The following is a 12,535-nucleotide window of genomic DNA, read 5'->3' on the forward strand; positions in this document are numbered from 1 at the left end:
TTTGGTTATTTGTTCCGTCTCACCTTGCGCTATTAAAAGCGGTAAGTTGCACCTGCGTAAAAACGACGACCACTGTATGCATTTTGAATAAAGCGGTTTTTAGTATCGTCACCTAGATGCATGTAAGTATCTGATTGAGTGAGGTTAATAACGGAAGCAGATAACACGAGAGCATCAGTCAAGTTATAACTTGCATTGACGTCTACCTGATCATAGGCTTCATTGTAATAGTTCATTTCCCATGAGGCGTTGTAGCCTTGAACCGTTGGACCGCGCTTATTGTATGAGGCGCGAACACTGAATAAGTCATCTTCATAAAATACCGATAAATTCATTTGGTATTTAGAACTACCTATCAAAGGCGACTCTCCCACCTTTTCGCCATCAAGCTCTACATTGGCTTGATTAGTGTTATTGCGGGTATAATTAGCATAAAGACCAAAGCCATTATCAAAGAAGTGTTGGATAAAAAATTCAGCCCCTTCAGAAGAAGCATTCGTACCATTAGCTACAGTACTAAAATCCCTAACTGCAAAATTGTCGCCACTGACATTTACTTGCTCATCACCTGCGTTGGGTAAATTAAATGAAATGTCCGGTGCACTGCGGGTAACATCAATTATTAAAGGCACAACAAAGTTATCAACATCTTTTTTAAATAACGCAATACCAAAGCCAGAGCCAGCTCCGTAGTAGTATTCTAAAGACATATCAAATTGGGTTGACTCAAATGGCGCTAGCTGGTTATTACCACCGGATCCTGTCCACCCTTCGCCATCAATAATTGCATCAAAATTGTCTGCCGATGAGCGATCCGTTGAGTATTCATTCGACGTGTACGTTAAAGTCTGAAACTGGCCTAAATCATCATAACCAGGACGAGCCATGGTTTGTGATGCCGCTCCACGTAGTACCCAGTTGTCATCGATATCCCAGACTATATTAAAGCTGGGCAGTACCTTTGTTTCTGTACTCTCTTTTTCAATAAAAACAAAGTCTTCTACACGTTGTTGGTCGATTGGTAATTCATTGCCATTGTCGTCCTTCCAATCTAATCGGTAGGTGATTTTATCTGATGATCCGGTGGTCGTTTTGGTGCGCACTACGCGTACACCCAAGTTACCCCGTACTTGTGAAAAACGATAATCAGCTTGCATATAAGCCGCTGTAATTTCTTCTTCAACACTATAAACATAGTTAGGTTCTATACGCGTATAATGAACAAAGTTTTCATTTAAATGATCTTGGTATTTATGCCAGTTTACAGCTGGGAATAAGTTCGTATTAATTACATCAGACAAGTTACCTAATGAATCTGAATAAATTAAATCTGCAATATCCGGTATGCCGCCATTTTTAGAATAATCATCATCTAAATCAATGGTGCCTTCAGCTTCACCTTTTGCTATATCAAAATCTGGGGAGAGATAAAAGCTGTTGCGAGTATCGCGATGAATTTTACCTTTGCGATATTTCGCACCAAAATGCAACGTTTCAATTACGCCATAATCCACAAAATAGTCAAAATCAATCTGTCCGTAATCTTCTTCTTGAGTACCGGTCACAAAACTAGAATCGGTGGCTGTTACATCGGGTTCGCCACCAATGCCTGCAGCCAAGTTACTGATCATACTTGGATCCATATAGGTGGTCATGCGCCCATCAGAAAAATCGTAACCATAGTAAAGCGAGGATTCATTTGCATAATAAGCGGCACGATACTTTTGTGAAGGGCCACCTTCAGCTTCGGTATGGCCCAGCACTAGCTTAACGTTGTAATTATCACCTTCGTATTTAGCATAAAAATCATATGTATCAGAGCTGGATTCTTCAATCGTATATTCACCATTAATACGTGGAATAGGAGAAACAGCCTGAGTGCCTGATGCACCAACAGAGTAGTCTATACCTGTAACAAACTGAGACTCTTCATCAACACGGACATCGGTCCAGAAATTATCGTTATTGTTCCATTCTGGGTATTCTAATTGATTTAAAATTGAGTCTTGGCCCAATTTAAAATTAAAATAATTAAAGCCAAGCTCTAAGTTACTAGTTGGTCGCCATTGAGTAGTAAACTGGATCCCGGTTCGATTTCGCTCTTCGTTTAAGACTTCCTGAACCATACTTTGTGCAGCATAACCTTGTGCCCCCCCCTCAACCATTTGATTATCTTTCATTTCAGAATAAAGATAATTTTTATTCATGATATTGATACGCGAGCTTTGTGAGCGATTAGTGCGGTCTTGTTTTGTATAACCCACTAAAACCCCAAAGTCTTCATCATCATTTTTCCATGAATAAATACCGCTAAATTGAGGTTCATACTTATCGGTAATATCAGAATTACTGGTTTCAAAATTAATGATCCCAGAGTTTTTATCCATATCTAGAGGCTTGCGGCTATACAACAAGACCGTACCGCCGATTCCGCCCTCATCAAGGCGAGCTTCTGAAGATTTATATACTTCAACGCGTTGGATCATAGTTGCAGGTAATAATGCGTATGAAAATGAACGCGATGGTTCACCGGGCGACGATGCTATAAAGTTGCCATTTAATTGGGTGAAGGTTAAGTCCGATGATAAACCACGAATACTGACAGAGGCGCCCTCACCGCCATCCCGTTGTATAATGACCCCTGGCACACGTTGCAATGAGTCCGCCACATTCTTATCTGGGAACTTACCAATATCTTCTGCGGTAATGGCGTCAACGGTTGCATTAGACAACCGCTTAATCGCTAAGTTTTCAGCTGCCGAGGCGCGAATACCTCTAACTTCAATTACTTCTAGGTCGTTTTCTGGTGCTTTTTGTTCTTCTTGTGCGTATACGCCATGACAGTTTGCCATCAACGCTAGCAGCAATGCAGATTTCTTAAACCGCCGTGCAAGATCCGCCGATTCACGACTGTTCTTATTATTGGTCATGTTTATCTCCAGTATTATTGTGTGTGGTTAGTTGTGTTAAAGCACTTTAAAACCCATGATAATCCCTGTGGGTAAACCTTAAGGCATTTCAGAACTGGGTTAATAGCTTGTTAAACTGCTTTTCAAGAATAGGGTTCTGTCGAAAAAAGTGATAATAGAAATTCGGTTGCCTCTAGGACAAAATCGGCGTTAAGGTTAAAAAAAGATCCAATCAGTGCTGAGCTAGTTTATAGTCATCAACTTAAATTAATGGCATATAAAAACACTTTTCATATTTATGAAATGTAAAAAATAAAAATAAACAACTGATTTATAAATAAGTTTTATTTATTCTGATAGTATCAACTATTATTAAATATTTTATTGTTAACAACATCGCTGGTATTTTGGAACGAAACAATGCGTAAAAATTTAGAAGTCTGTTTAAACGCAGATGATCATATTCAGTTAGCTGATAATGTAAAAACCGCATTTACAGCTGGCGCCTCTAGAATTGAACTTTGCAGCACAATGCAACTTGAAGGTCTCACTCCAAGTGCAACAGCAATGACTATCGCAGCTCATGCAATGCCCTCAGAAGGCGAGTTGCTTATCATGATACGACCTGTTGCGAATCAATTTATTGTTGATGCAACAATACTGAAGCTAATGCTTACACAAATAGCACACGCGGCGCACGCAGGTGCTACCGGTGTTGTTTTTGGTGCGCTAAACGCCAATGACGTTGATATCGCAGCTACCACATCGCTTATTGCCTGCGCACATAAATATAATTTAGCAACGACATTTCATCGCGCTTTTGATTGTATAGAAGACAGCGAACAGGCAATTGGCCTATTAACTGAACTGGGCATTGATCGTATCCTCACAAATGGCACTAAATGGACTGATGATAAAGGCGTTATGCAAGGTCTTAATCATTTACAAACAATCATTAGCCACGCCAATGATCAGATAGAAATTGTTATTGGTGGTGGCGTAACCACTGATAATGCAAGTACACTTTGGCAACTTGCCAACAATAATTTAGTGTCACTACATGCCTACTCCGGCGTACACAATAAGGATGGCTGGGTGGATCCGTTATTAATTAACGCAATTTTAAATCAACGAACTAACGAGCAGGCTAAAAATGACTAACCACTTTCAACCGCCGCTGTATTTAGGTATTGATGGCGGCGGTACAAAATGCCGAGTCAGGCTTGAAAACGCACAAGGCACCCTACTTGCAGAGGCAGTAAGCGGTGCAGCAAATATTGCAACCTCTGTTGAAGTGGCGCAGCAATCCATTATTGATGCAACAACACACGCATTACAACAGGCTGGTTTAGGGCTATCAACACTTGGGGCAATTTATGCCTATGCAGGACTCGCTGGCGCTGGCATTGCCGGTGCAAATAAAAAGATGGCACAGTGGCAGCATCCATTTGCACAATTTAACTTTTCAACTGACTTACACATAGCCTGCCAAGGTGCCCATGGTGATAACAGTGGTGCGATTATTATTTTAGGCACTGGCTTTTGTGCTGGAGCAATAAAAAACGGTAACGTTATTGAATTAGGAGGCCATGGATTATTATTAAGTGATGGCGCAAGCGGAGGCTGGATTGGTTTAACTTTATTTCGTTATGCATTAGAGGTTTTAGATGGCTTATCCCCCTCAAGCCCATTAATAAATACCTTATTGGCACAGCTTAATTGTGATACAAGTAACCAGCTGACAGAATTAGCACTCAATGCAAAACCCGCTTACTTTGCCGGTTTTGCGCCTTTAGTTTTCGCAATGCAAGATGATCCTTGGACCATTATTATTTTAGAGCAAGCAGCGCGCTATATTACCCGTTATATCGATCATTTAGTTAGCCACGGCTATCACAACATTACATTAATGGGAGGCACAGCCGAGAAAATTACTCCTTGGTTATCTACCAAAGCACAAGGTTATCTATGTGATGCGCATTACCTGCCCGAGCAAGGCGCTATTCAATTAGCCAAACGGCTGGCTTAGGGCTCAATTTGGTCGCGCATTTGCGAGGGGATCTCACCAAATAAGCGTCTGAATTGTTTACTAAAATAGCTAGGCTCAGAAAAACCGCATTGATAGGCTATTTGTGAAATAGGTAAACGAGTTTCAACAAGTAGCTTACGTGCGTTTTCTAAACGTATTTCATTAATAAATTGATTAGGTGTTTTTGCTAAATGTTTTTTAAAACGCCGCTCTAACGCACTTACCGATAAATGAGCAAGCTCGGCAAGTTCTTCAATACAGATATTACGATGATAGTGTTCACGTATATAATTTACTGGCCCTTCAATCGCTCTTACATGCGACAAAGCCTTTGATGTTTTTTGTAAATGTCGTGTAACGCCATAGGTGCCCAGTATTTGACCATCGTCAGCTAAAATTGCTTTTTTGGACGTTGAAAACCAGGCCAATTCACCATTTGAGGTTTGGTTTAGCTCCAAACGATCAGTAACAACATAGCCATTCATTACACGTTTATCGTCATTGACGTATTGAAATGCTAAGTGCTTGGATGAAAAATCAAAATCAGTTTTCAGTAAAATTTGCTCTAATGACTTATACCCTTGATGTTCAATAAAATGTTGATTTGCGTACAGAATTCGACTATCAGAATCCTTCACCCAGAACAAAATATCGGGTAATAAATCAAATGCCGCGATCAGTTGATTTACACCCGCTTTATTTATGATCCCTTGCACTTCCATAATAATATATTCTATAAATATGAATTTATAATAATACATAAAACGCCGATTTTATTGCATTGTCAACCGAATTTTTATTATCCCTTACGCTGTTCATTCTCTATTATCAATAACATGATATTAACTAAACTCAGTAGACGATTACTGACATGGAGCTTTTTTCATGAATAATGCCAAAATCCGCATGGGGATGGTCGGTGGTGCACAAGGTGCATTTATTGGTGCAATCCATCGCATTGCTGCACGCTTAGATGGCTTAATTGAGTTAGTCGCAGGCTCCTTTAGTTCAGATCCAACACGCAGCCAAGCTACTGCTGCAATGCTAGGAATAAATCCAACTCGTTGCTATGACAGCTACCAACAAATGTTTAGCGAAGAAACTAAGTTACCTGCCGATCAACGAATTGATTTTGTGGCAATAGTGACGCCAAATCATTTGCATTTCCCAATTGCAAAGTGTGCGATTGAAGCAGGTTTTCACGTTTTATCAGATAAACCAGCCACCCTAAATTTAGAACAAGCGCTGTTATTAGAAAAAACTCTGCAAGCCAGTGATTGTTTATACGGATTAACTCATACCTACACTGGTTATCCGATGATCAAAGAAGCACGCCAACGTATTACTGATGGCGAGCTGGGCGCTATTCGTAAAATTATTGTTGAGTACAGTCAAGGTTGGCTTGCCACCAGCGAAGATGAAAATGCTAAACAAGCCAAATGGCGTTTAGATGCTGATAAGGCCGGTATTAGTTGTTGTATAGCTGATATAGGAGTGCATGCTGCAAATCTAGCTGAATACGTGAGCGGCCTAGAAATCACCGCACTATGCGCTGACTTAAATCATGTTGTTGCAGGCAGAACACTCGATGATGATGGCACCGTTTTACTGCGCTTTAACAACAACTCTAAGGGAGTTCTTCTTGCCAGCCAAGTTGCCTTAGGAGAAGAAAACAATCTTAATTTGCGTATTTATGGCGATCAAGCAAGTCTTGAGTGGTCACAAATGGAACCAAATAGTTTGTGGCTCAAAAGTCATAACGCGCCAACCACCCTATTACGTGCAGGTGTTGGCCTAAAAAGTACTGCGGCACAAAATTCACTGCGAACACCTGCAGGTCATCCAGAAGGATACCTTGAAGCATTTGCCAATATATATGTCAATTTTGCAAAACAAATTCACGCAAAAAAAGCCGGATACTCAGCATCTAACAGTGACTTCGACGTGCCTGGTATTAAAGAAGCAATTCGCGGAATGGCATTTATAGAAAATGCTGTAGCAGCGTCGAGCAAAGACACTAAGTGGCAACCATTTAAAATTGGATAAAAAATGAAACAAATTAAAGGTCCAGCGATCTTCTTAGCACAATTTATCAGCGATGAAGCTCCTTTCAACAGCTTTACCACTATTTGTCAGTGGGCAGCAAATTTAGGCTATAAAGCTATTCAGCTACCGACTGCAAATTCTCGTATTTTCGATTTAGAAAAAGCAGCCCAAAGCCAAGATTATTGCGATGAAGTGACTAGTATTGCTGCGCAGGCGGGGCTTACAATTTCAGAGTTATCAACTCATTTACAAGGTCAGCTCGTAGCAGTTCATCCGGCATATGATGACATGTTTGACAATTTTGCCCCTCAAGCACTACGCGGTGATCCTATAGCCAGAACTAAATGGGCCATCAATCAGTTAATGATGGCAGCTAAAGCCAGTAAAAATTTGGGCTTAAAAAGCCATGTGACTTTTTCAGGAGCGCTACTTTGGCATACTTTTTACCCTTGGCCGCAGCGTCCAAAAGGACTTGTAGAGCAAGGATTCCAAGAACTTGCGAAACGCTGGCTGCCAATCCTCGACTACTTTGATGAAATGGATGTGGATGTTTGCTATGAACTTCACCCAGGGGAAGATTTACATGATGGCGTAACGTTTGAGCGCTTTTTAGCTGCGACAAATAATCATCCACGGGTAAATATTCTTTATGATCCCAGCCATTTTATTTTACAACAACTTGATTACTTAGCATTTATTGATCTTTATCACCATCGTATTAAAGCATTTCACGTCAAAGATGCAGAGTTTAATCCAAATGGTCGCAGCGGTATTTATGGTGGCTATCAAGATTGGCAAGACCGCCCTGGTCGGTTTCGCTCCTTAGGTGATGGCCAAATTGATTTCAAAAGTATCTTTAGCAAATTAACGCAATATGGTTTTGATGGCTGGGCAGTTCTGGAGTGGGAGTGTTGCATTAAACATCCTGAAGATGGGGCGAAAGAAGGCGCACAATTTATAAAAGAGCATTTGATCCGCCCTACGGCTAAAGCATTTGATGACTTTAGCGCAATGGACACAAATGATCAGCGAAATAAGCGGATATTAGGTATTTAATAAACAGGGTCACACACAATGAATAACAACAATAATGGTATTATTTTTCGGCTTTGCTGCATTGCATTAATTGTCACATCAATGACTTTCGCAATAAGGGCTGGCGTTTTAGGACAACTAGGCGAGCAGTTCGGCCTCACTGGTACACAACTAGGTTGGGTAAATGCCATGGCATTTTTAGGGTTTCCGGTTGCAACCATGCTCGGGGGCATCATTTATAACGCGATTGGTGCTAAAAAGTTGGTTGCATTAGCGTTTATTTGCCACCTAGGCGGACTTATTTTAACTATCACTGCAGATGGTTTTTGGGGATTATTGATCTCTACCTTTTTAATTGGCTTTGCCAATGGATCGGTTGAAGCCGGTTGTAATCCACTGATCGCCCAAATGTATCCTAAAAACACCACCACTATGTTAAACCGCTTTCATGTTTGGTTTCCTGGCGGGATCGTAATTGGTGCATTAGCTTCAAATGCAATGACATCCGCAGGCTTCAGCTGGCAATGGCAAGTTTCGCTGATCCTTGTGCCCACCATTATTTATGGTGCGATGATGCTTAAAGCGAAATTTCCACAGTTTGATACACAGCAAAATTCAACCACCAGCAACTTAAAACACTTACTCTCGCCGCTGTATTTGTTTCTCATTATTTGCATGACACTGACAGCAGTCACCGAATTTGGCACACAGCAATGGATTGAGCAAATCCTTGGCTCGTCAGGCGCTTCGCCTATGGTTATTTTAGCTTTGATCACCGGATTGATGGCATTAGGTCGGTTTTTTGCGGGCCCGATTGTGCACCGCTTTAGTCCATCGGGTGTCCTACTGGGCTCAGCCATTTTTTCAACACTAGGGATATTTTTAATGAGCCAAGCGCAAGGTAATACCATCTACCTTGCCGCAGCACTATTTGCCGTTGGCGTTACTTATTTTTGGCCAACCATGATCGGTTGTGTCGCTGAGTATGCCCCAAAAACAGGTGCACTTGGCATGTCGTTAATTGGTGGAGCTGGCATGTTTGCAATGAGCATCTGGAACCCCGTCATAGGCCATTGGATTGATAATGCGCGAACACAAGCACAAACAACTAGTGTCAGTGTAGAACAAGTTGAAGTGCTCGCAGGACAAGCTGTATTACAAAATCTACTGGTTTTTCCGATTGTCCTGATCATTGTATTTATTGGTCTTCATCTGTTTATAACAAAAAATAAAAACGTTGAAAAATACGTTTAATAGCAACAAGTAACATACAAAAATAAGGGGTATTATATGCTTAAATCAATCTCTGTGTTGTCAATTGCACTGGCTTTTAGTAGCAGTGCTTTTGCTAAGACACCCGATAACCAACTTTCTAAAGAAGAACAAACAGCTGGCTGGCAATTACTGTTCGATGGCAAAGATATGTCGCACTGGCGCAATTTCAAAAGTGAGACACTCAGCCCAAAATGGACCATAGACAATGGCGCAATGTTACTCACTAAAGGCGGCGGCGACATACTCACTAAAAAAGTCTATCGCAATTTTGACTTGAAACTAGATTGGAAAATTAGTGAAGTTGGCAATAGTGGCATTTTTGTTCTAGCCGATGAGTTGGGTAAATATATTTACTCGCACGCCCCTGAAATCCAAATTATAGATAACGAACGTCATTCAGATACGAAAATAGATTCTCATTTATCTGGCTCTATTTATGATTTATTTACGCCACCTACTTCAGCTCACAAACCTGCAACTGAGTGGAACACGGTGCGTATTAGAATGCTTAATGACCATTTACAAGTTTGGCAAAATGATGTCAACACTGCCAGTATTGTTGTGGGCAGTAGTACTTGGAATACCTTGGTTAAAAACAGTAAATTTGCAACTTGGTCTAACTTCGCAACAGCAAAGGAAGGTCGCATAGGTTTACAGGATCATGGTGACAAAGTGTGGTTTAAAAATATAAAAATTAAGGAACTATAAGCATGTCTACATTTGATCATAAAGTACTGGTTGTTGGCTCCGGCGCAGGTGGCGCAATGGCCGCTTATACCTTAACTAAACTAGGCCATAAAGTATTATTACTTGAAGCGGGGCGTGATTACGATCCAAAAAAAGAAAGCCCAATGTTTCGCCGTAACAGTGAAGCTCCTTTAATGGGCGCAGGAAATAAAGACAAAAACTTTGGCTTTTACGATGCAACCGTCGATGGTGGCTGGCAAGTTCCTGATGAGCCTTACACTAACGCCAAAGGCACTGATTTTTACTGGTGGCGTGCACGCATGTTAGGTGGAAGAACTAATCACTGGGGACGTTACTCATTACGCTTTAGTGAACATGATTTTAAAGGTAAAAGCCAAGATGGCAACGGCGCAGATTGGCCTTTCACTTATGATGATATCGCACCATGGTACGACATCACGGAAGAACTAGTGGGTATTTGCGGCACCAATACCGGCCTTGATGATATGCCACCATCTGCACCTGGGGTATTACAGCCACCACCAACGCCGCGAATTCCTGAGTTACTGATTGCTGCCAGTGCGAAAAAACTGGGTATCGCTGCCGTGCCTATGCACAGAGCAGTATTAACTCGGCCAAAAGATGATCGTATGGCATGCTTTTATGCAACACCTTGTGGCCATGGTTGCTCAATCGGTGCGGCGTTTCAAACTACAACCTCATTATTACCTATGGCAAAAGCAACTGGGAATTTAGAAATAATTACTGATGCAATGGTTAAATCAGTCGCTGTTAATGATGACGGTAAAGTAACGGGTGTAACTTATATAGATAAGCAAACCGTAGCTGAAAAAACACTGACAGCAGATATCGTGATCCTTGCTGCTAGTGCCTGCGAATCCGCACGAATTTTGCTAAATTCAAAACACGCCAAGCATCCCAAAGGTTTAGCTAACTCAAGTGGCCAAGTAGGTCGTAACTTAATGGATTCAACCGGTGCTTGGCTTGGTGCGCAAGTTCCAGCATTAAAAGGTCGCCCACGTTATAACGAAGATGGCCACACTGGGAACCATTTATTTATTCCTTGGTGGGGACACAAAGCACATGCCAAAGGTGAGCTTGATTTTCCTCGTGGTTATCACTTTGAGATCAGTAGCGGTTTTAATCAACCTGGCTCTGGAGTCTCTGGCGATAAACGTGGTTATGGTATTGAGCTAAAACAACAAGTTCGTGATGCCTATGGATCTTATGTTGGCTTTGCGCTGCGCGGAGAAATGCTCCCCAACGATGATACCTACATGGAAATTGATGAAAATGTTAAAGATAAATGGGGCATTCCGGTTTCGAAATTTCATTTCAAATGGTCAGATCGTGAGCTAAAACAAATTGAGCACGGCTTAAAAACAGCGAAACAGATCCTTGAAAATCTAGGGGCTACTGTGGGCAAATTACCTGCTGCTGAAAAAGCAATTTCAAAAGGTGGCGAGATCATTCATGAAGTAGGCACCACTCGCATGGGCAGCTCAGCAAAGGATTCAGTGACCAATCAATGGGGCCAAACATGGGATTGCGACAACTTATTTGTGATGGATGCAGGGGTATTTGCCTCTAATCCACATAAAAATTGCACATTAACCATCATGACATTGGCAATGCGTAATTCAACCTGGATAGCCAAACAAATAGAACAAGGAGCGCTGTAACATGCATAATGAAGATCGTGTTGACTCATACAAATATATTTCCGGCATGACACGTCGTGAATCGTTAAAGTGGCTTGGTTTATTAGCCGCAGGTTCCGCCGTATCACTTTCAGCAGGATGTAGTAAAGCGTTAGAAGAGAAAATTAGTGATAAAGGACATTGGCCTGACTTAGATTTACAACCTATAACAGCTAAAGGTTATGGCACTGATCCAAATATGGTTATGCCACCACAATCACCTTGGCCATTGACATTAACTCAAGCACAATTAAATTTAGTTGCGGTGTTAGCCGATTATATCGTGCCTAGCGAAGGTAACAACCCAAGTGCAACTGAGGTAAATGTACCGAGTGTGATTGATGAGTGGGTAAGCTCACCTTATAACGGTCAACAAAAAGACCGCGTTACTATTTTACACGGCTTAGCATGGATCGATGATGAGGCTGTGCTGCGTTATAAAGCACCATTTGTCGCATTGAAAAAAGAGCAACAAACAGCCATCTTAAATGATATTGCTTATTTTGATGATGAAACCCCTGCGCAGTTTCAACGCATTGGTAATGCTTTTTTACGCTTTAAAAACCTTGTACTTGGTGCCTACTTTTGTACACCGCAAGGTTGTAAAGATATTGGCTATTTAGGCAATGTGCCTATTGCAGGCGATTACCCAGGACCTACTGACGAAGCAAAAGCCCATTTAGATAGCGTTTTAGCTGAACTGGGTTTGACCGAGTATGCTTATCAAGATTCAGTTGCCAGTTAACGCTAAGTTATTTTTTAGCTAGCCCAGCCCTAAGCAGGGAGCAATTCCCTGCTTTTCCTCCTAGGTGTTTTTTATGTTCAAAATCAAA

10 protein-coding genes are annotated in these 12,535 nt (G+C 41.3%); 8 read left to right on the plus strand and 2 right to left on the minus strand.

The genetic code is table 11. From position 1 onward, the window contains the following. Positions 1 to 32 precede the first annotated feature (32 nt). Positions 33 to 2,930, minus strand: a complete 2,898-nt coding sequence (locus H5232_RS15320; protein ID WP_182831150.1) for a TonB-dependent receptor — start codon at positions 2,928 to 2,930, stop codon at positions 33 to 35. Positions 2,931 to 3,329: 399 nt separating this feature from the next. Here H5232_RS15320 and H5232_RS15325 point away from each other — a divergent pair, with 399 nt between their 5' ends. Together H5232_RS15325 and H5232_RS15330 are read left to right on the plus strand one after the other, a co-directional pair. Further along, positions 3,330 to 4,070: a copper homeostasis protein CutC gene (locus H5232_RS15325; protein WP_182831151.1), complete on the plus strand. Its 741-nt coding sequence runs from the start codon at positions 3,330 to 3,332 to the stop codon at positions 4,068 to 4,070. Continuing rightward, positions 4,063 to 4,938: a BadF/BadG/BcrA/BcrD ATPase family protein gene (locus H5232_RS15330; RefSeq protein ID WP_182718788.1), complete on the plus strand. Its 876-nt coding sequence runs from the start codon at positions 4,063 to 4,065 to the stop codon at positions 4,936 to 4,938. The genes H5232_RS15325 and H5232_RS15330 overlap by 8 nt, the downstream gene beginning before the upstream one ends. Here H5232_RS15330 and H5232_RS15335 read toward each other — a convergent pair. After that, positions 4,935 to 5,660 carry an AraC family transcriptional regulator gene (locus tag H5232_RS15335; RefSeq protein ID WP_182718797.1) on the minus strand — a complete coding sequence of 242 codons (726 nt, stop codon included), beginning with the start codon at positions 5,658 to 5,660 and terminating at the stop codon, positions 4,935 to 4,937. The genes H5232_RS15330 and H5232_RS15335 overlap by 4 nt on opposite strands. 163 nt (positions 5,661 to 5,823) lie before the next feature. Here H5232_RS15335 and H5232_RS15340 point away from each other — a divergent pair, with 163 nt between their 5' ends. From H5232_RS15340 to H5232_RS15365, 6 genes are read left to right on the plus strand one after another with little or no spacing between them, the layout of a single operon-like run. Beyond that, the gene (locus H5232_RS15340; protein ID WP_182831152.1) at positions 5,824 to 6,984 is read left to right on the plus strand and encodes a Gfo/Idh/MocA family protein; all 1,161 of its coding nucleotides are present in this window, start codon (positions 5,824 to 5,826) and stop codon (positions 6,982 to 6,984) included. Between the two features lie 3 nt (positions 6,985 to 6,987). Next, positions 6,988 to 8,040, plus strand: coding sequence for a sugar phosphate isomerase/epimerase (locus tag H5232_RS15345; RefSeq protein ID WP_182831153.1), 1,053 nt, complete (start codon positions 6,988 to 6,990; stop codon positions 8,038 to 8,040). 18 nt (positions 8,041 to 8,058) lie between these two features. Continuing rightward, on the plus strand, positions 8,059 to 9,273 hold the full coding sequence (locus tag H5232_RS15350; RefSeq protein ID WP_182761056.1) for a sugar MFS transporter: 1,215 nt from the start codon (positions 8,059 to 8,061) through the stop codon (positions 9,271 to 9,273). A 36-nt stretch (positions 9,274 to 9,309) separates the two neighbouring features. Next, positions 9,310 to 10,002: a DUF1080 domain-containing protein gene (locus H5232_RS15355; RefSeq protein ID WP_182718784.1), complete on the plus strand. Its 693-nt coding sequence runs from the start codon at positions 9,310 to 9,312 to the stop codon at positions 10,000 to 10,002. A gap of 2 nt (positions 10,003 to 10,004) precedes the next feature. After that, entirely contained in the window at positions 10,005 to 11,684 is a 1,680-nt protein-coding gene (locus H5232_RS15360) for a GMC family oxidoreductase (RefSeq protein WP_182718783.1), read from the plus strand. Between the two features lies 1 nt (position 11,685). Next, entirely contained in the window at positions 11,686 to 12,447 is a 762-nt protein-coding gene (locus tag H5232_RS15365) for a gluconate 2-dehydrogenase subunit 3 family protein (protein WP_145235681.1), read from the plus strand. Positions 12,448 to 12,535 lie beyond the last annotated feature (88 nt).

The sequence above is a fragment of the Pseudoalteromonas sp. SG41-5 genome (genome assembly GCF_014164495.1).
GTDB lineage: Bacteria > Pseudomonadota > Gammaproteobacteria > Enterobacterales > Alteromonadaceae > Pseudoalteromonas > Pseudoalteromonas rhizosphaerae.